The 19,388-nt window shown below is 70.0% G+C and carries 18 protein-coding genes and 1 pseudogene; 9 read left to right on the top strand and 10 right to left on the bottom strand.

Annotation, left to right across the window (positions count from 1 at the left end):
- Positions 1–538: 538 nt before the first annotated feature.
- Positions 539–1,444, top strand: coding sequence for an alpha/beta fold hydrolase (locus ABT299_RS05575; protein ID WP_500249879.1), 906 nt, complete (start codon positions 539–541; stop codon positions 1,442–1,444).
- Between the two features lie 19 nt (positions 1,445–1,463).
- Here the strand turns inward: ABT299_RS05575 and ABT299_RS05580 are convergent, their stop codons facing one another.
- The 3 genes and pseudogenes from ABT299_RS05580 to ABT299_RS05590 all read right to left on the bottom strand — a co-directional run bounded on the left by ABT299_RS05580 (position 1,464) and on the right by ABT299_RS05590 (position 3,149).
- Positions 1,464–2,153 (bottom strand): serine hydrolase domain-containing protein, encoded by a 690-nt coding sequence (locus ABT299_RS05580; RefSeq protein ID WP_500249880.1) that lies wholly within the window; start codon positions 2,151–2,153, stop codon positions 1,464–1,466.
- A pseudogene (locus ABT299_RS05585) lies at positions 2,131–2,556 on the bottom strand (serine hydrolase domain-containing protein); the annotation flags it as partial. The pseudogene ABT299_RS05585 and the gene ABT299_RS05580, both read right to left, overlap by 23 nt.
- Before the next feature lie 272 nt (positions 2,557–2,828).
- Positions 2,829–3,149 carry a DMT family transporter gene (locus tag ABT299_RS05590; protein ID WP_190853830.1) on the bottom strand — a complete coding sequence of 107 codons (321 nt, stop codon included), beginning with the start codon at positions 3,147–3,149 and terminating at the stop codon, positions 2,829–2,831.
- 188 nt (positions 3,150–3,337) lie between these two features.
- On the opposite strand from ABT299_RS05590, the gene ABT299_RS05595 reads away from it, so the two are divergent.
- A complete protein-coding gene (locus ABT299_RS05595) occupies positions 3,338–3,964 on the top strand; it encodes a TetR/AcrR family transcriptional regulator (protein WP_190853827.1) in 627 nt (208 codons plus the stop codon).
- A gap of 399 nt (positions 3,965–4,363) precedes the next feature.
- Here the strand turns inward: ABT299_RS05595 and ABT299_RS05600 are convergent, their stop codons facing one another.
- Complete coding sequence (locus ABT299_RS05600) at positions 4,364–5,527, bottom strand: MFS transporter (RefSeq protein WP_500249881.1); 1,164 nt, start codon at positions 5,525–5,527, stop codon at positions 4,364–4,366.
- A 68-nt stretch (positions 5,528–5,595) separates the two neighbouring features.
- Here ABT299_RS05600 and ABT299_RS05605 point away from each other — a divergent pair, with 68 nt between their 5' ends.
- Entirely contained in the window at positions 5,596–6,792 is a 1,197-nt protein-coding gene (locus ABT299_RS05605) for an ROK family transcriptional regulator (protein ID WP_500249882.1), read from the top strand.
- A gap of 131 nt (positions 6,793–6,923) precedes the next feature.
- On the opposite strand, the gene ABT299_RS05610 is transcribed toward ABT299_RS05605, so the two are convergent.
- Positions 6,924–7,328, bottom strand: a complete 405-nt coding sequence (locus ABT299_RS05610; protein WP_500249883.1) for a winged helix-turn-helix transcriptional regulator — start codon at positions 7,326–7,328, stop codon at positions 6,924–6,926.
- A 152-nt stretch (positions 7,329–7,480) separates the two neighbouring features.
- Between ABT299_RS05610 and ABT299_RS05615 the strand changes: the two genes are divergently transcribed.
- Complete coding sequence (locus ABT299_RS05615) at positions 7,481–8,377, top strand: SDR family oxidoreductase (protein WP_500249884.1); 897 nt, start codon at positions 7,481–7,483, stop codon at positions 8,375–8,377.
- Between the two features lie 290 nt (positions 8,378–8,667).
- Here the strand turns inward: ABT299_RS05615 and ABT299_RS05620 are convergent, their stop codons facing one another.
- Entirely contained in the window at positions 8,668–8,811 is a 144-nt protein-coding gene (locus ABT299_RS05620) for a hypothetical protein (RefSeq protein WP_190853816.1), read from the bottom strand.
- A gap of 442 nt (positions 8,812–9,253) precedes the next feature.
- Between ABT299_RS05620 and ABT299_RS05625 the strand changes: the two genes are divergently transcribed.
- The 4 genes from ABT299_RS05625 to ABT299_RS05640 all read left to right on the top strand — a co-directional run bounded on the left by ABT299_RS05625 (position 9,254) and on the right by ABT299_RS05640 (position 15,447).
- On the top strand, positions 9,254–11,044 hold the full coding sequence (locus ABT299_RS05625; RefSeq protein ID WP_500249885.1) for an IlvD/Edd family dehydratase: 1,791 nt from the start codon (positions 9,254–9,256) through the stop codon (positions 11,042–11,044).
- Positions 11,031–12,041 carry a C-terminal binding protein gene (locus ABT299_RS05630; RefSeq protein WP_500249886.1) on the top strand — a complete coding sequence of 337 codons (1,011 nt, stop codon included), beginning with the start codon at positions 11,031–11,033 and terminating at the stop codon, positions 12,039–12,041. The genes ABT299_RS05625 and ABT299_RS05630 overlap by 14 nt, the downstream gene beginning before the upstream one ends.
- Before the next feature lie 212 nt (positions 12,042–12,253).
- A complete protein-coding gene (locus tag ABT299_RS05635; RefSeq protein ID WP_500249887.1) occupies positions 12,254–14,083 on the top strand; it encodes a glycoside hydrolase family 15 protein in 1,830 nt (609 codons plus the stop codon).
- Positions 14,080–15,447, top strand: a complete 1,368-nt coding sequence (locus ABT299_RS05640) for a glucose-6-phosphate dehydrogenase (protein ID WP_500249888.1) — start codon at positions 14,080–14,082, stop codon at positions 15,445–15,447. Before ABT299_RS05635 ends, ABT299_RS05640 begins: the two co-directional genes overlap by 4 nt.
- Before the next feature lie 36 nt (positions 15,448–15,483).
- Here the strand turns inward: ABT299_RS05640 and ABT299_RS05645 are convergent, their stop codons facing one another.
- The 3 genes from ABT299_RS05645 to ABT299_RS05655 form a co-directional block, all read right to left on the bottom strand.
- On the bottom strand, positions 15,484–16,305 hold the full coding sequence (locus tag ABT299_RS05645; RefSeq protein WP_500249889.1) for an SMP-30/gluconolactonase/LRE family protein: 822 nt from the start codon (positions 16,303–16,305) through the stop codon (positions 15,484–15,486).
- A gap of 716 nt (positions 16,306–17,021) precedes the next feature.
- The gene (locus ABT299_RS05650; RefSeq protein ID WP_500249890.1) at positions 17,022–17,804 is read right to left on the bottom strand and encodes a hypothetical protein; all 783 of its coding nucleotides are present in this window, start codon (positions 17,802–17,804) and stop codon (positions 17,022–17,024) included.
- 102 nt (positions 17,805–17,906) lie between these two features.
- Positions 17,907–18,209, bottom strand: coding sequence for a hypothetical protein (locus ABT299_RS05655; protein ID WP_500249891.1), 303 nt, complete (start codon positions 18,207–18,209; stop codon positions 17,907–17,909).
- 78 nt (positions 18,210–18,287) lie between these two features.
- On the opposite strand from ABT299_RS05655, the gene ABT299_RS05660 reads away from it, so the two are divergent.
- Positions 18,288–18,659, top strand: coding sequence for a transposase (locus ABT299_RS05660; RefSeq protein ID WP_500249892.1), 372 nt, complete (start codon positions 18,288–18,290; stop codon positions 18,657–18,659).
- 90 nt (positions 18,660–18,749) lie between these two features.
- On the opposite strand, the gene ABT299_RS05665 is transcribed toward ABT299_RS05660, so the two are convergent.
- The gene (locus ABT299_RS05665) at positions 18,750–19,373 is read right to left on the bottom strand and encodes an SGNH/GDSL hydrolase family protein (RefSeq protein ID WP_500249893.1); all 624 of its coding nucleotides are present in this window, start codon (positions 19,371–19,373) and stop codon (positions 18,750–18,752) included.
- Positions 19,374–19,388: the final 15 nt, after the last annotated feature.

Genomic DNA, 19,388 nt, shown 5'->3' on the forward strand with positions numbered 1-19,388 from the left:
TGGTAACCGGCCATCGGTGGAGTGGAAAGAACGGAGCACCTGGGATGGACTCGACGCGGACCCTCTCGTCGAAACCTGTCAACCCGTGGTAAATGCACGTGCAACGCCGCTAGGCCGCAACCTCGGACGCCGCCCAGCGGGCCCTTTTGAAGCCGCTACCCCACCGGATCGGACCGCGCGCGTGGCCTGGCTCTACCTGACGGCCGAGAACGAGAGCCACACCAGGCCCTGCAGGGCATCAAGGGGATGGGTCCCCAGACGCCTCATCGCGTTCGGGCAACGACACACCCCTGACACGATCCGGCAACGTTCGGTCGAGATCTCGTCGCCGCCTGTAAGGACCATGGCAGCATCAGACCCAGGCAGCCGGTCCAGGCGTCGTCGCTCACTGCTTCACCTACTGCGAACCCTTCGCCGCGTACCTTCCCGACCGGAACAGCGTCTTCATGACAAGTACCCTCGGATCGGCGTGAGGGCGCGGCGTTGCGCGAGCCCGCGTAGGGCGGTTATCAGAGGGGCGCGCGGGTAATGCGCGGGGATGTTCTTTGACGGGTTCGAGCTGGATCGAATCGATGTCGGGGAAGTGACGCTGCGGGTGCGGCATGGCGGTTCCGGGCCGCCGGTGCTGCTGTTGCACGGGCATCCCCGTACGCATGCCACCTGGCACAAGGTCGCGCCCCGTCTCGCCGAGCGGTTCAGCGTCGTGTGCCCGGACCTGCGGGGCTACGGGGAGTCGTCCAAGCCGCCTACCGACGCCGAGCATGCGCCGTACTCCAAGCGCGCGATGGCCAGCGACGTGGTGGGCCTGATGCGTGAGCTCGGCCACACGGAGTTCGCGGTGGCCGGTCACGACCGGGGCGCGCTCGTGGCGTTCCGGACCGCGATGGACCATCCGACGGCCGTCACCGGCCTGGTGGCCATGGACGGGTTGCCGGTGGTCGAGCACCTGGAGCGCTGCGACGCCCGTTTCGCGGCGGCCTGGTGGCACTGGTGGTTCTTCGCCCAGACCGACAAGCCCGCCGAGCGGGTCATCAACGCCGACCCCGACGCCTGGTACACCGCGGCCGACGAGCACATGGCGCCCGAGGCGTGGGCCGACTACCAGAACGCGATCCACGACCCGGAGACGGTGCGCGGGATGCTGGAGGACTACCGGGCCGGGGTGGGCATCGACCGGCGGCTCGACGAGGAGGACCGGAGCGCCGGACGCCGCGTCCGGTGCCCCACGCTGGTGCTGTGGTCGGCGAAGGACGACCTGGAGGACCTCTACGGCGACCCGGTGCGGATCTGGCGGGGCTGGGCGGACGATGTGCGCGGCCACGCCATCGACTCCGGGCACCACATGGCCGAGGAGGCGCCCGCCGCAGTGGCCGACGCGATCGCCGGCTTCCTCGGAGGCGCCGCCGGCTCAGAAGGTGTCTTCGAACCTTTTCCGGATCCTTGAAGGGATCGAAGAGACCTTCTTATATGCAGGCTGCGTTGATGGCGTCGCTCACGCTGCTGATGTGGTCCGCGCCCTCGTGTCTGGGCGGCAGTAGGGCGGTCAGGTAGGCGAAGACGAGCCGCCGGGTCGGGTCGGCCCAGGCGATGCAGCAGTTGCTGCCGTTATGGCCGAACGTGCGTGGACTGCTCAGCCTGCCCATCGGTGGGCTGCGGCGGGCGCCTGACCTGGGTCCGCCGAGTTGGAAGCCCTGTGACCACCGAATCGGTAGGTTGAGCAGCCGATCCGTCTCGCCCTCGCTCGACGGCAGGGTGGCTTGCGCGATCGTCGACGGGTCGACGACGCGCACGCCGTCCAATTCGCCGCCCTGGAGCAGCGCCTGGTAGAACCGTGCGAGGTCCCGGGCCGTGGTGGATATCCCCGCCGCGGGGTCCACCGCCCGCCGTGCCGCGGGCCGATTGAGGCCGACCCGCACGATCCGATCCACCGGGGAGCTGGCACGTACCGGGACGTGCCGATACCACAGATGATCGGGCAGGCCGAGATAGGTGTCGTGCAGGCCGAGCGGCCGAAGCAACCCGGCGGTGAGGGCGTCTGACACCGGGATGCCGCCGACTCGACGGACGAGTTTCCCCGAGAATGACACCGTAACTGATGACGTGGTAAGCGGGGACCTGCCCGGGCGGCCACCGGGGCCGAGCCCGCTCGACATGGCGTACCGCCCGCTCCCAGCTCATCATCGCGAGCGCGTCACCGAGCATGCTGCTGGACAGGGGAACACCCGCGCGGTGCTGCAGCACCTGCCGGATGGTGATGCGATCCTTGCCATGCTGGCCGAACCGCGGCCAATACGCGGCCACGGCGTCGTCCAGGTTCAGCGCGCCCCGCTCGGCGAGCTGGTGCACCAGGAGCGCGACGAACGGCTTGCTGGCCGAAAAGATCCAGAACAGCGAGTCAGACCGACATGCAACCGAGCGATCGAGCACTACCCGGCCGTCGCGAAGGACGCAGATCTGGGCGGCCGCCCGCCGCGCCGCAACCAGCTCCAACGCGCGAGCAAGGCCGGCGCTGTCGACGCCGACCTGCTCCGGCGGACACTCCGTCCAGTCGACCACGCCCGCCTCGACCTGCCCGTCACCGACACACGCCCAGAGATCGCAAAGCTACCCCATCCGGACCGGACAACCGCACGCTCATCATCGTCACTCTGCGCAGCCACAAATCGCCCGGGGTGCGATTCTTTTTTGAAGAACCTGGATGATCTAGGTTTTCGAGAAGGCGCCTTCAATCCCTTCAACGATCACCGAAAAGGCGCGAAGACACCTTCTTACATCGACAAACGTTGCCGCCAGGCCTTGTTTAAGTGCCTTTAGGGACCAAAAGCCCCCTAAGAGCTCTCCAGTACCTGCAGGCCGATCACGCCAATGACGATCAGAGCGAGGAATGCCAGCCGGGCCGGCGACGTGCTCTCGCCGAACGCGACCATACCGGCGAGCGCGACGCCGAGGGCCCCGAGGCCGACGAACACCGCATACGCCGTCCCGACCGGCAGCGTCCGAAGCGACAGCGACAGCACGACGACGCTGAGCAGCGCCACCGAGAGTCCGATGACGGTCGGCCACAGGCGCGTCAGGCCGTCCGAGTACTTCAGCGCCGTCGCCCACACCAATTCCGTCGCCCCCGCGATCAGCAAGAAGACCCAGGCCATCAGGCCGCGTACCCCCCGTCCACGGCGATCGCCGCACCGCTGACATGGTCCTCGCCCGGGCCCGTCAGATCCGTCGCCATCCCAGCTCCTCGCCACTAATCGGAGAAAATTCCGCTTAGGGAGCTTAACCGGAGATTTCTCCGGATATCAACCCGTTACGCTGGTGAGCCGTGCCGAGAGGGGGCTGGATGCGGGAGCTGCCCGTGGTCGGGCGTCCGCCCGCCGAGCGCGCGGACGCCGCGCACAACCGCCGCCGCATCCTGCGCGCCGCCGCGGAGGTGATCGCCACCCGTGGTGCCGAGGCCGTCTCCATGGACGAGGTCGCGCGGGCCGCAGGGGTCGGCGTCGGCACGGTCTACCGCCGGTTCGGCGACCGGGCCCGCCTCGTCTACGCCGTGATCGACGACCGCGAGCGCGACTTCCAGGCCGCCTTCATCACGGGCCCTCCGCCGCTCGGCCCGGGCGCCGCGCCCTCCCAGCGCGTCCGCGCCTTCCTGCACGCCCTGGCCGACCGCACCGAGGCCCAGGCCGACCTGCTGCTGATGGCCGAGTCCGACCCGCCCGACGCCCGCTTCCGCGACGGCTCGTACGGCCTCTACCACCGGCACCTGGCGATGCTGCTCCGCGAGATCCGCCCGGACGCCGACGCCGCCTACCTGGCCGACGCCCTCCTCGCCCCCCTCGCCGCGAACCTGTTCCTTCACCAGCGCCGGATGCGCGGCATGCCGCTCGACCGGATCAAGGCGGGCCTGGACGCCCTCGCCGCAAGCCTCACCGCACGGCCCGACGCCGCGCCCGCCGACCGCCCCGGTTGATCATCCTTCGGTGCGCCCCCGACGTGAAGGCGCCGGGGAAAGCGCCGGATGTGCGGCGAGTCCGGCCTGCCGCCGATGGCACACAGCCCACGGTGAGCGCCACCGCGATCGCCACGAGGAGACGGAGCCGGGCCAAGGGCCTCGATGGGGGTCCGGCGGCAGGTTCTCGCCGATAGAGGAGGAGACCGGCGACTTCAGCATGCGGATGAACACGCTGCCGCACTACGTCGTGTTCGACACCCTGGGAAAGCCGGTCCGGGGCGACACCACGGTGATCGGCCGCACCGCCGCCGAGACCGAGCTGAAGGACCGGGACGGGCGGGTCCTCCGGTTCGGCTGCGGCCCGGTGGCGCGCACGCTCGTGGACCACGGCCTGCCCATAACGCGACTCGCCACAAGTCAGTGCGTTCGCCGGACGCGGCGGGCGAGCAGGGCCAGCAGGAGGGCGGGCGCGACGAACACGGCCGCGCGGAGCGTGGTGAGGTCGGCGAGCGCGCCGAGGACGAGCGGAGCCGTACCGATCGCGACCCCGGACGCAAGCGCACAGCGGGCGGAGGCGCGTGCGGGCTGGGACGGCCACGCCGCGAGCGCCTGTCCCAGGATGACCGGGTACAGCAGCGCCACGCCGAGGCCCACAACGAGCAGCCCGGCAACGGCGAAGGGCGCCGGCGCCGTCCACAGCACGGCGAATCCGGCGAGGCCGACGCCGGCCGCCGCCGCGACGAGCCGGTCCGGGCGGCCGCGCGCCAGCCGGACGAGCGGCGCGGCGGCCGCCCGCGCGAGCGCCATGCCGAGCACGAAGGCGGTGGAGAACATGGCGGCGGTGCCCGCGGACAGGCTCTTCACCGAGCCGAGGAAGTCGGCGGCCCAGAACATCATGCAGAACTCGGTGCCCACCGCGAGCACGAGGTCGAGCCACCGGCTGCGGAACGTGCGGGGCGCCCGGTCCGCCGCGGGCGGCACTGCCACGGCCGCCGGGGGCGCCACGGTCAGCCGGGTGATCAGGAGGACGGCGGCCACGGCGAGCGGCGGCACCACGAACGCCGGCCGCCAGCCCGGTCCGTGCGCGACGGCGGCGCCGATCGCCAGCGGCGCGAGGACGGAGGCGGTGCTCGCCACCGCGTTCGCTTCTCCGATCGGTACCGTTCCATCCCCGCCGTGTAGGGCGCGCAGCGCGGCCGGGATCAGCTGGACGAGCCCCGCGCCGCCGAGCCCGAGGACCAGCGCGCCGAGCCCGGCGCCGAGCCGCCCGCCGCCGGCGGCCATGATGGCGGCGCCGGCGACGAGCGCGGTCAGCGCGGCGGGCGGCGCGTACCGTCCGAGCCGTCCGGCGAGCCGGTGCCCGACCAGGCCGACGATGACGAGCCCGAGGGCGAAAGCGGACGGGTAGAGCGCCACCTCGCCGCGCGGCAGCCCGCGCTCCTCACGGAGCTGCGGCAGGATCGCGCCGAGCGCGGTGAGCATGTAGCCCAGGCACCCGAGCGCCCCGTAGAGGCCGAGCGTTCCGCGGGTCCGGCGAAGGGCGCCGGCGGGGCCGGTCAGGGTCCGGGTCTCGGAGGCCATGCTTCACCTCAGCTCCCGAGGATTATCCTCGTCACACGAGGATAATCCTGTCCGGCAAGGATGTCACCATGCGACCGAGCACCGCCGCCGCGCGGGCCGGCACCGCGCACTCGGCCCGCGCCCTGCGCAGCCAGGGAGCGCTCGCCGTCCTGCGCCACGTCCACGCGCACCCGTCGGCGACGCGCGCGGACACCGCCCGCGCACTGCACCTGAGCAGCGGCTCCGCCACCGAGATCACCGCCCGGCTCAAGGCCGCGCGCCTCATCGACGAGCGCGCCCCCGAGCGCACCGGCGGCCGGGGCCGGCCCTCTCCCGCGCTCACCGCCCACCCGGAAGGCCCGCTGGTGTGCGTGGCCGACATCGGCCATGAGCACTGGCGGGTGGCGTGTGCGGAACTCGGCGGCCGGATCGTGCACGAGGACGGCGGGCGGCATTCCGGCTCCCCGGACGTGCTGGACGTCCTCGCCGACCGGATCGAGACCGCCCGGGCCGCGTACGGGTCCCGGATCCGCGCGGTCTCGGCCTGCGTCGCCGGAACCGTCAGCGGCACGCGGGTGGTGCAGGCGTCCGGCATGGGATGGCGGGACGTCGACCTCGAACCGCTCAGGACGCCCGGGACCCTCCTGCTCGTGGGCAACGACGCCTCGCTGTCCGGGCTCGCCGAGGCCCGGCGCGGCGCGGGCGCCGGGACGCGGGTCGTGCTGCACCTGACCATCGAGGTGGGCGTCGGCGGCATCCTCGTCGTCGACGGCGGCCCGGTCGACGGCGCGACCGGCGCGGGCGGGGAGTTCGGTCATGTCCCGTTCGGCGACCCCGGCGTGGAGTGCCCGTGCGGCGCGCGCGGCTGCTGGGACATGGCGGTGGACGGGCGGGCGATGGCCCGCGCCCTGCACCGGCCACCGCCCCCGGACCCGCGCACCGCGGCCGGGGAGATCATCGCGTCCGCGGCGTCCGACCCCGCCGCGGCCGACGCGGTGGCCGGCGCCGCGCGCGCCTTCGGACGAGGCGTCGCCGCGCTCGTCAACGCGCTCGACCCCGGCCTGGTCACGCTGTCCGGCCTGGCGGTCGACCTCCGCGCGGCCGCGCCCGAGGCGCTCGCCGAGGCGTACACCTCAGGGCTGATGCGCTACCGCCGGGCCGCGCCCCCACCCGTCCTGCCCTCGGTGCTCGGCCCGAACGGGCCCCTCACCGGCGCCGCCGACGCCGCCTTCGACATGCTGCTCACGGAGGAGGGGTTGGACGCCTGGACGCGCCTGCCCGCCTGACGCCGCCCCGCGGCCGATGTCACCGGCGTGGCCGTACAGCCCGGCATCGATGAGGAGCCGCGCCGCTCGACGATCTGCGAGTTCGCCGGTACCCGCGCCCAGGTGGGTGATCGATCGCGGGCCGCCGCTGCTTACCGCGCACGCTCAGTGCGGTCGTCGTACTCCCCACGGGCGATGATGACTTCCTCGATGTGCCGCACCGACCATTCCGTGAGCGCCTTCAGCGGTTCCCGCAGCGTCTCACCGAGGGCGGTCAGTTCATACTCCACGTGCGGCGGCACCTCCGGGTAGACGGTCCGGCTGACCAGCCCGTCGCGTTCGAGGGTGCGCAGCGTCTGGGTGAGCATCTTCTCGCTCACGCCCGCGAGCGCCTGCCGGAGACGGCTGAACCGGCAGGCCCCGTTCCGGCCGAGCTCGCCCAGCACGAGGACCGCCCACTTGCTGCCGATCTGGTCGAGCAGGTCCCGCGACGGGCAGCCGCGCTCGTACGGATCGAATGACGGTATGGGCCCGGTCACGTTCTCGACAGCCGCCATACGGACTCACCTCAATGCTTTCGCTTGGGTAAGTACCCTACCCGAAAGTGGCTACTTCCCGAAAGAGAGTGTGCAGGTCACTCTGGGTTCCATCCCGCCGCGGACGATCCGCGACAGGCGCGAGGCACGCGCGGGAGGAAGGAAGGCTCATCATGTCGATCGTCGTCACCGGAGCCACCGGCCGGCTGGGCAGGCTCACCGTCGAGGCGCTGCTGCGGCGGGGGATCCCGGCCGCGGACGTCATCGCGACCGGCCGGGACATCTCCGGGATCAAGGACCTGGCCGACCGGGGCGTCACGGCACGCCGCGCCGACTTCGCGGACACCGACAGCCTGGCCGAGGCCTTCGCGGGGGCGGACAGACTGCTGCTGATCTCGGCCTCGGTCCCCGTGGACGAACGGGTCGCCAACCACCGCCGCGTGATAGACGCCGCAGTGGCCGCGGGCGTGTCGCTGATGGCGTACACGAGCACGACGCACGCGGACACGGCCGCCACCATCATCGGTGCCACGCACGGCGAGACCGAGAAGTACCTGCGGGACCGCGGAATCCCCAGCGTGCTGCTGCGCAACGGCTGGTACCTGGAGAACTACACCGCCCAACTGCCGCAGATCCTGCAGAACGGCGCCGTCATCGGCGCCGCGGGTGAGGGGCGGATCAGCGCCGCGTCCCGCGCCGACTACGCCGAGGCCGCGGCGGTCGTCCTCACCACCGAAGGCCACACCGGCGCCGTGTACGAGCTCGGCGGCGACGAATCCTTCACGCTGACCGAACTCGCCGCCGCGATCTCCTCTGCGGCCGGGAAGGAGATCGCCTACGCCCACCTCCCGGTGACCGAGTTCGCCCGGGCGCTGGCCGCCGCGGGCCTACCCGCCGAGCTCGCAGAGGTCCTCGCCGACGCCGACCTCGGCATGAGCCGCGGCGAGATGTACACCGATTCCGGCGACCTGCGCCGCCTGATCGGCCGACGGCCCGTGACCCTGGCCGAGGCACTCGTCCCCGCCGTCCAGGCCGCGATCGGCACAGCCGAGCAACGATCGACGGGCTGACGGGGTCAGCGTGCCCGAGGCCCGGTTCACCGCTTCTGGCCGGCTCGGGGGGGCGGCGGCGGGCGGACGGGTTTGCGACCAGCCCGCCCAGCAGCCGATTCATTCGCCGCATGGTGCGGTACCGGACGAGCCGTTGATCGCGATGCTTGAATCCGGACGCGGGGCGATGCGGTGGACCAGCGAGGGCGGGCGGTCCCAGCAGACCGAGCGGGCGCCGGAGTTCGCCCTCGTGGGCGAGATCGCCGGCCATGTCGACCACCGACGATCACGACATGGAGGACCGGGACGCTTCAACGTCTTCGCGCGTGCCGCCGGACCACGATGATCCGCGCGACCACGAGCACGACCAGCAGCACCACGACCCCAATCGCGATCAAGACCTTGTGAAGAGTCGTAATGTGAGCGGCCAGTTCACTGGCCAACGCTTCCATCATGAGCGGCATCATTCCCGCCGATAAGTGCTTCTACCTCGACACTCCTACTACTTGGACGTTGACGAGATTTGAAGAAACGCTTATTCGACTGCAATATTTCTCGGTGCAGATTGATGCAATCTTGTCGAACACAGGAGTTTCGTCGCTGTTCTGCCGCGCCGCGTCAGATCCTTCGCGTGCGCTCTCCAGGAACCGGGCCGATCTCGTCGGCCCGGCGGCCGCCCCTATGGGACGACACAGGCGGTCTTTACCGTCATTTGCGCTGGTCAAGTGGATGTCTCGGTAAGTGCCGGGTAGCTGTGCGCCCAAGAGCACGTCTTGCCTGGGTCGGGTGTCCTGTGAGCAGGACCAAGCATCGGCTGCGCTCCCTGCGCTTCCGCAGCGCCATGGCATCACCCGGCCCGCTGGGGGCGGAGACCCGGACAAGTCGGCGAGGAGCCCTATGCCACCGACGGAGCACGTCAAAGGGAAGCTGCGCAGCCAGGCCTGGTGGGACGATGCGGCCAACCCGGAGATGACGGCCCTGTACCTCGAGCGCTTTCTCAACTTCGGCCTCACCGCCACGGAGCTCCAGTCGGGGCGGCCGATCATCGGTATCGCTCAGACCGGCAACGACCTGGTCCCCTGCAACCGGCACCATCTCGACCTGGCCGACCGGGTCAGGGACGGCATCCGCGACGGCGGCGGCATCCCGTTCGAGTTCCCTGTCCATCCCCTTCAGGAGACGGGCAAGCGCCCCACCGCGGCGCTGGACCGCAATCTCGCCTATCTCGGGCTGGTCGAGGTGCTCTACGGATATCCGTTGGACGGAGTGGTCCTGACGACGGGCTGCGACAAGACGACACCCGCGTGCCTGATGGCGGCGGCGACGGTGAATCTCCCGGCGATCGTCCTGTCCGGGGGGCCGATGCTCAACGGCTACCACAACGGTATGCGGACGGGCTCGGGGCTGGTGATCTGGCGGTCGAAGCGGCTGCTGGCCAGCGGGGAGATCGATTATGCGGAGTACATGTCGCGCGTGTGCGCGTCCGCGCCCAGCATCGGGCACTGCAACACGATGGGCACCGCGCTGTCGATGAACAGCCTGGCCGAGGCGTTGGGAATGTCGCTGCCCGGTTGCGCCGCGATTCCGGCCCCCTATCGCGAACGGGCGCAGATGGCCTACGACACGGGCCGCCGAGCCGTGGCCCTGGTGCACGAGGATGTGACGCCGCGCCGGATCATGACGATGCGGGCCTTCGAGAACGCGATCGTGGTCGCCTCGGCCATCGCCGCCTCGACCAACGTGCCCATCCACATCAACGCGATCGCGCGGCATGCCGGGGTGGCCCTGTCCAATCAGGACTGGCAGCGGGCCGGAGCCGACGTCCCGGTCCTGGCGAACACCGCACCGGCCGGAGAGTACCTCGGCGAGGACTTCTACCACGCCGGCGGCGTCCCCGGCGTGATGCGATCGCTGCTGGCGGCGGGCCGTCTGCACGGTGAGGAGATGACGGTCTCCGGCCACACCGTCGCTGAGAACCTCGCCGACGTCCCACCCGCCGACCCTGCGGTCATCCGCCCCTTCGACGACCCCGTCTCACCGCGGGGCGGCCTTCTCGTCATGTCCGGGAACCTGTTCGACTCCGCGGTCATGAAGACCTCGGTCATCACCGACGACTTCCGGGCCCGCTACCTCCCCGGCCCCGGACGGCCCCAGACGGTCGACCTTCGCGCCATCGTCTTCGACGGACCGGAGGACTACCACGCCCGCATCGAAGATCCCGAGCTGAACATCGACGACCGCTGCATCCTCGTCATCCGCTACACGGGCCCCGTCGGCTACCCCGGCTCGGCCGAGGTCGTCAACATGGAGCTGCCGTCGGCGGTGGCCCGGCGAGGCGTCACCTCGCTCCCCGCGCTCGGCGACGGCCGGCAGAGCGGCACCTCGGACGCCCCGTCCATCCTCAACGCCAGCCCCGAGGCCGCGATCGGCGGCAACCTCGCCATCTTGCGCACCGGCGACCGGATCCGCATCGACCTGGACAACGCACGCGTCGACGTCCTGTTGCCGGAGGAGGATATCGAGGCGCGGAGGGCCGAACACGTACCGCCGGCCTTCGAGAACCAGACACCGTGGCAGGAGATGTACCGCTCCACGGTGGGGCAGTTGGACAGCGGGGGCTGTCTGGAACTCGCGGTGGCCTACCAGAACCTCACCGAGACCAAGGGGATTCCGCGTGACTCGCACTGACTCCAACGGCACCGTCCTGATCGCCGATTACGACTTCGGTGACGTGGACATCGAGCGCGCCATCATCGAGGACGCCGGATTCCGGCTCGTCGCCGCACAGTGCAAGAGCGAGGACGAGGTGATCGAGAGGGGCCGGGACGCCGACGGCGTCCTGACCCAGTACGCGCGGGTCGGCTCCCGCGCCATCGACGCCCTCACCCGTTGCCGGGTGATCGCTCGCTACGGAACGGGTGTCGACATCGTGGACGTCGACGCCGCGACCCGGCGGAGCGTCCAGGTCACCAACGCGCCGAACGAGTGGTGCGCCGAAGAGGTCGCCGATCACGCCGTCGCGCTCTGGCTCGCCGCCGCCCGAAAGATCTGCACGTACGACCGGGCGACACGGCAGGGCGAATGGCACTGGAAGACCGGCGAGCCGATCTGGCGGCTGCGGGGACGGGTGCTCGGGCTGCTGTCCTTCGGTGCCATCGCGCGCCTCATCGCCGAACGCGCGCAGGCGTTCGGCGTCGAGGTCTGGGCATGCGACCCGTTCATCGACGAGGCCGAGATCCGCTCCCGCCGCGTGCGGCCGGTGTCCTTCGACGAGCTCGTGGAGGGCGCCGACTACCTGGTGGTCCAATCGCCGCTCACCCCGCAGACGCACCACACCTTCGACCGTGCGACGCTCCGCAGGATGAAGCCGACCGCCGTCCTCGTCAACACCGCACGCGGGCCCATCGTGGAGGACGCTGCGCTCCACCAGGCCCTGACCGAGGGTTGGATCGCCGGCGCCGCGCTGGACGACCTCGAAGAGGAACCCGCGAAGCAACGCGACTGGCGCCCGCGCAACGCCCTCCTCGAACTGCCCAACGTGATCATCACCCCCCATGCCGCCTACTACTCCGAGGAGGCCGTCAGGACGGTGCGGCGCATCGCCGCCGAAGAGGCCGTACGGGTCCTGACCGGGCGGCCCGCGCGCTTCCCCGTCAACAACGTGATGGCCGGCTCCCACCCGTGAGGCCCTCGGACCGGACCGGGAGCGCCCCGGCCGGACGTGAAGACCTGGTGGGCCAGAACCTCGCAAAGTTCGTACAACTCGCGCGTGGGCACCACCGTCGCGGACATCGGAAGTGGTGATGAGAACCGTCGCGTTCGACGACGCGAACAGCGCCACGGCGGTGCGATCCCTTTGGCGGCGAGGCGGCACGTGTCCCCGAGGAGGAGTTCGCCATGCTCGATCCGGATCCGCCGTTCCGGCCGGTCCGCCGCCGGGACGGCTACCAGCGGCTGGAGGATCTGGGCCTGATCGGGGACGGCACGACGGCGGCGCTCGTCGGTTCGGACGGCTGGATCACATGGCTGTGCCTGCCCCGATTCGACAGCGATCCGCTGCTGTGCGGCCTGCTGGATCACGAACGCGGCGGCCATTTCGCTCTCACGGTGGACGGTCTCCGTGAGGCCCGCCAATATTACGAACCCGACACCGCGGTGCTGGTGACCGAGATGCGCGGCCCGACCGGCCTGGTCAGGATCACCGATGCGCTCGGCCTCCGCGCGGACGCCGACCTGTCGGACGACGCGGGCGGAAGCCGGGGCGAGCTCATCCGGTCCGCCGTCGTCCTGGACGGGACCGTCCGCCTGCGGGCGGAGCTGCGGCCCTGGGGCGGTGCACAGACCCGGGCGCTCGCCAGCGGCCTGGAGATACAGGCGCCCAGACGGCGGGACCTGCGGCTGCACCTGCGCGCCAACCGGCCGCTGACCGGCCTCGACACCGTGCACGACCTGGAACAGGGCGATCGTCTCGCCGTGACGCTGTCCTGGGGCCGCGTCCACCGCCACCACCGGTTCGAACCCGACGCGGTGCTGCGTGACACCACCGAGGCATGGCGCCGCTGGATGCGGAACTTCGGTTATGCCGGTCCGCAGGAGCCGCTGGTCCGGCGTGCCGCGATCACGTTGAAGCTGTGCGACGACTGGACCAACGGCTCGCTGGTGGCGGCGCCGACGTCCTCGCTGCCCGCGCCGATCGGCGGGGTCCGCAACTGGGACTACCGCTACGCCTGGATCCGGGACGCGGCCTTCACCGTGTTCGCGTTCCGCCGCGTCGGATTCGGCTACGAGGCCGACGCCTTCCTCGGCTGGGTCCTGGACGCCTTCGAGGGCACCTCGCGGCCCCGGATCATGTACACCCTCGGCGGGGAACCCGTCCCCGAGGAGGTCCAGGATCCGGGTCTGGAAGGCTACCGGCGGTCCGCTCCCGTGCGGTGGGGCAACGGCGCCGCAGACCAGCGCCAGCACGACATCTACGGCGAGGTCCTGGACTGCGCCGACCAGTGGCTCCGCGCCGGCGGCGATCTGCAACCCGCCCTGTGGTCCCGCCTGGCCGAGCTGGCCCGGACCGCGCAGACCGCGTGGCGCCAGCCGGACCAGGGCATCTGGGAGGTGCGGAGCGAGGGCCGGGTCTTCACCTACTCGGCCGCGATGTGCCAGGTGGCCCTGGACCGGGCCGCGTCCATCGGCGAGCGGCTCGGCCTGCCCGGACCGCTCGCCGCCTGGCGCGACGCGGCCGACGAGCTGCGCCGGCGGATCCTGGAACGGGCCTGGGACGAGGACGCGCGGAGCCTGAGCGAACACCTCGACGGTGGCGGAGGGCTGGACGCCAGCCTGCTCGCCCTCCCCCTGCGGAAGGTCGTCCCGGCCGATCACCCACGGATGACCGCCACGACCGCGGCGGTCGCCGAACGCCTGTCCGCCGGCGGCGGCCTGCTGTACCGCTACCTGCACGACCGGTCGCCCGACGGCCTCGCCGGCGACGAGGGCGCCTTCCTGCTGTGCAGCTTCTGGCTGGTCGAGAACCTCGCGCTGCAGGGCCGGACCGAGCAGGCCGAGGACCTGTACGCCTCGCTGTGCTCCCGCGCCAGTCCGCTCGGGTTGCTGCCCGAGCAGATCGACCCGTCGACGGGCACGTTCATGGGCAACTTCCCCCAGGCGTTCAGCCACATCGGGGTCATCGCCGCCGGCGTCACACTCGCCCGGGCGAGGGAAGGGCGGACAGGGTGATCGAACGACTCGTCGTCTTCGGCGCCACCGGCGACCTCAACGCCCGCTACCTCCTGCCCGGTCTGGCCGCCCTGCGCGCGGCCGGGCACCTCGGCGACGGATTCCAGCTCGTCTGCGCCGATAGGAAGGAATGGGACGACGAAGGCTTCCGCGGCTGGGCGGCCGAGCAGCTCGACCGGCACGCGGGGTCCTCCCCCGCCGACGCCAGGCGCTGGGTCGCCGGAGCCACCCGCTTCCGCCGAGCCGACGCCACCGACCCCGCCGACCTCGCCTCCCTCATCGCCGGTGACCGGCCCGTCGCGCTCTACTTCGCCCTTCCCCCGGCGGTGTTCCCCGGCGCCGTCACCGCCTTGCGCGGCGCGGGTCTCCCTGCGGGCAGCCGGATCGTCCTGGAGAAGCCCTTCGGCGAGAACCTGGCCGACGCGCAGGAGCTGAACCGGCTGCTGGCCGAGGTCGTCCCCGAGCAGGCGGTGTTCCGCGTCGACCACTTCCTGGCCATGACCACCGTCCAGAACCTGCTCGGCAGCCGCCTGGCCAACCGCGTGCTCGAACCCCTCTGGAACAGCGCGCACATCGCCGAAATAGAGATCGTGTGGGACGAGTCGCTCGCCCTCGAAGGCCGAGCGGGCTACTACGACGGAGTCGGGGCGCTCAAGGACATGGTGCAGAACCACCTCCTCCAGGTGCTGTGCCTGGTGGCCATGGAGCCCCCGCTCAGCCTGAGCGAGCGCGACCTGCGCGACCGGAAGATCGATGTACTGCGCTCCGTGCGGCCGCTCACCGACGAGGACGTCCTGCGCCGCACTCGCCGGGCCCGGTATCTCGCCGGTCGCATCGGTGACCGCAGGGTTCTCGCCTACGTCGACGAGGACGGCGTGGATCCGCAGGGGCACACCGAGACCTTCGCCGAGGTGGAACTGCAGCTGGAAAGCTGGCGCTGGTCCGGCACCACCTTCCGGCTCCGCACCGGCAAGGCGCTCAAGACCGACCGCAAGGAGGTCGCGGTCCGCTTCCGCCCCGTCCCCCACCTGCCCTTCGGCCATAGCGGGGAGGCCGTGCCCAACGTGCTCCGCTTCGGGCTCGACCCGGAGAGCGTGACCCTGGCGCTCACCGGAATCGGCCCCGGTCCGCAGACCCTCACTCCTCTCACCATGACCGCCCAGATGGAGCCAGCCGACCTGCCCGCCTACGGCCGGCTGCTCCTGGACGTCCTGCGAGGCGACGCCGCCCTGTCCATCCGGGGCGACGAAGCCGAAGAGTCATGGCGGGTCCTCGCCCCGGTCATGTCCGCCTGGTCCAACGATCTCGTGCCCCTCGAGGAGTATCCGGCCGGGTCCTGCGGACCCGCCCCCAGGGACCAGTAGGCGCGGAACGCATCCGGCCCGGATCGACGGTGGCGATCAACCCGCGAACTCGCGTACCGGCCTGCCCTTCACGCCCACCATCGCCCGGAACAACGCCCCGGCAGGCGAAGCGTCGCCCGGAGGAAGCCCCTCACGAGAAGTAGTGACGAACAGCTCGTCCAAGCCCGGACCACCGAAGGCGCACGCGGTGACTCCCCGCACCGGCACCTCGACCACCTCGTCCAAGATGCCGCCTGGCGTGTACCGGCGCACGGCCCCGCCCTGATTCAACGCGACCCACACCCCGCCCTCCGCGTCCACGGTCAGGCCGTCCGGAGCACCGTCCTCGGGAGGGATCGACGCGAACGTCCGTCCCCCGCTCAACCCCTCGGCCCCGTCGAAGTCGAATACCGCGACCTTTTGCGTGGCCGTGTCGACGTAATACGCCAAGCGTCCATCCGGGCTCCAGTCCAGCCCGTTCGAAATCGTCACGCCATCCAGCACCACCACCGCGGCACCACTTGGGTCGAGCCTGTAGAGGGCACCCGCACCCGGCGTCTTGCCGTAGGCCATGGACCCACAGTAGAAACGGCCCTCCGGATCGCAGCCCCCCTCGTTCATGCGAACGCCCTCATCGCCCCACAGTTCCGGCAGGGTCGTTAGCGTGCCGTCGACGTCCTCGAGCGCGAATCCCCGTTCCACCGCGATGACCGCACCGCCGTCACGCCGGGGACGCAGCGCGGCGGCGACGCCACCGACATGCCGCCGGCCGACCGTTCCATCGGCCCCCAGCGACATCACATCACCGGCCAGCATGTCCACCCACCGCAGCCCTCCCCAGCGGGATGACCAGACCGGCCCCTCCCCGTGAAAGGTCACCGGATCAGTGATCTGTTCAGCACACGGCAAACCCTTGCACCTCCAACCGCCCGGCGCACCAAAAAATCGACCCAATTCAACCGTACAACCGATCCCGTACCCCGAGCTGCACAGCAAGAAAGCCACCTAGAAACAAAGGCATGCCATGCGACACCAAAACAACAAACGGCCTCCTGACTTTGCGAGAGCTTCACTGCTGAGCGGTCACAGCCGGTGAACCGCATCCAGTTCGCGACCAGCCCTCCCAGGCTGGAAACGGCTCACTGAACGACTGAAGCGCACCGGTTCGAGGAAGTCCGCGATCCGTTGGGCCACTCACTCCCGTGCAGGGCATCTCCCCGGCGCCCCTCCCGACCGACTCGCGTGATCGGCGAAGACGGTTCACACAGAGTCACTAGGGTGAAGGAGATTTACTGAACACAGTCAGGGTGAGGCAAGACCCGTGCCCCAGATCCGCCCCCAGAAGCCGCACCACACTTGCACAGAGCACCTCGAAGGGACCGTAACCTGCGGCAACACCTCCGCAGGAACTTGTGACCTCCTCGGCCGGGGCGGGATACGCGAAGATGCATGCTCTCGGTGAGAGCATGCATCTGAGCTGGGATTATGTGGGCGATACTGGATTCGAACCAGTGACCTCTTCGGTGTGAACACGACCGATCATGCCTTGGCTATACGGCTGTCATCAAAACAATAGCCCCGCCTTTTGCTGCGACTCAGCGTGGTGGCGTGAGGCCCCCGACGATCGCGGTCAAGCGGTCCAGGGCGGTGTCGACCTGGTCGAGCGGGAATCCACCCATCGGCGTGGCCCGGGTCCATGTTATGGCCGACACTCTCGAGATCCGCCACGACCAAGCGGGCTGACTGAGTATAAGAGAAGTTATATCGCGCAATACTCCTGCCGCCCAGGATGGTTGATCGGAATGGACGTAAAAGCGCTCGTCCACATACGCGTCGCCGACCGCGATGGTCGGCAGCGTAGGTGACGCCGGCGTACGAGGCGTCACCTGTAGGCGCGGCAGTGGGGTCGGCAAGTCCAGCAACGCGGCGACCCAGTAGCGCGAGTTCTCCCGCCCACGACGGCCGAAACTGTCATCGAGGATCTCCTGCTCGCGTGTGTACACGAAGACGGTTGCGGACCGGCCACGGTAGGCGCCCCGCATCACATCCGAGAGCCGATGTCGAAGACGGCCGAGTACGGGGTAGGGAAACGCATCGCGGGACCGTTCAGCCATGTGAAACGGCTCGCCGCGTAGTTGCTCGACAAGCCCGTCCTCCCCCTTGCCTGAGACGTTGAAACTCCAGCCGCGCTTCGCTGCGAACGCCCGAGTCGTACGGTATCTGGCGCCGAAGCCCTCCATGAACACCTCATTCATTTCCACATGCGCCCAGCCGTCGGCGATCCGCTCGGCCAGTGGGCCTTCATTATCCCAGTTCAGGGTCTGACCTGCCGGTTTCCGAGTGGGATCATCCTGTGGTCGGGCAGGCTGGGCTGCCATGGTGTGGTCGCTGTTGTACGACCTGACGCGCAACTCGCTGGGCGTGATGCCGCTTCGGCTCCGTGGGGATACGGCCAAGGACAACGAGATCCCGGCGTTACGTCACCAGCTTGCGGTGTTCCAGACGCGGGCGTCTACCTCGTCTGGGCGGGCGCTGATGGACACCATGTCCCGGATGACGCCGCGGCCGGTGCGCTGTTTGGCGCATGTGGGCTGCCGCATGGGGCGGCCGGCCCGCAACTGCCTGGTCAACGTCCAACCGAAGCCGTGTCGGCGGCGCGGGTCGAACAGCGACAGACAGATCGCCTCGTGTGAGATCTGCAGGTCGAGGTCGTCAGGAAGGCTGCGACGCAGCCATCCGGAGATCTGTTCAGGAGACCAGCGCAGGGTGAGCTTGTCTTCCACGATCGCGCACGGCTTCGGGCTGCGAGTCGGTTTGGGCATTTTGGGCGGCGGGCGCGCTGGTAGGCGGCCTGATCGGCGGTGTCGGCGGCCAACGTCCACGACAGTCAGGCACTCAAGCCGCTGCTGATGGCGGTGCCGGCGATTCGATCGCGCCGTGGGTCGCGTCGGCGGTGGCCGGCGAAGATGCGCGCCGACAAGGTGTACCACTCCGCCGAGCACCGCACCTGGCTGCGGCGACGCGGAATCGTGCCGCGCATCGCGCGGCCCGGCATCGAGTCCGGTGAACGCCTGGGCCGACACCGCTGGGTGATCGAACGGACGCTGGCCTGGCTGTCCGGCTACCGGCGCCTGAGCGTCCGCAACGAACGCCACGGCCACCTGTTCAATGCCTTCCTCGTCCTGGCCGTCGCCATCACCTGCTACAAGAAGCTCGCCGAACAGCCCACATGAGACACGCTCCTATTTCAAGAAGCGGACTGGATGACGACAACGATAGGTCGTGACGCCGCCGGGTGTGGTCGCTGGGCTCTTTTCAAACCCCTAGAGGCTGAGCGCGATCCGATATCTGTTGTAGATCGCTCGGTGCCCCGTGTCGTTCGGGTGGAATCCGTCGGTGGTGTATCCGCCGAATGCCGGATCTCCCGTCGGGTTGCGGTTCGGGGCGTGGTCGAACAAATCGGTGAAGGGGACGTACATGCCATCGTGCTTGTGCGCCTGCTCCGCGATCAGCGCGTCGTAGTGCGCGACGCGCTCGCAGTCGGTCCATGTTCCTCCATCGCTCGGCATCCACGCCCCTCCGACCACCAGCACCGCGTCCGGCGCGGCGGCGCGAACGCGGTCCAGCGCAGAGGCGCAGTCGAAGTCGAAGGCGTCGTACTCCTGCACCTCCCGGACGTTGTTGGTGCCCAGCATCACGAACGTCAGGTCCTCGCCGCCGCTGACATTGGAGACCGAGGTGAAGACGGTATTGCCATTGGCATTGTGGGTGTGGTCGTAACTGCCGTAGACGACCGGGCCGACCGACTCGAGGTGGGCCCGCATGAGATACCGCCAGGAGTTCTCCAGCGTGCTGGCGAAGGATCCCCGGTAGCCGACGGAGTCGCCGAGGAAGTTGACTCGTAGCGTTCCACTATCGGGCCAGGTGATTTTTCCTACCTGGGTCATTTTTCGGTCCCCTCT

This window comes from Spirillospora sp. NPDC000708 (assembly GCF_040299565.1).
Classification (GTDB): domain Bacteria; phylum Actinomycetota; class Actinomycetes; order Streptosporangiales; family Streptosporangiaceae; genus Spirillospora.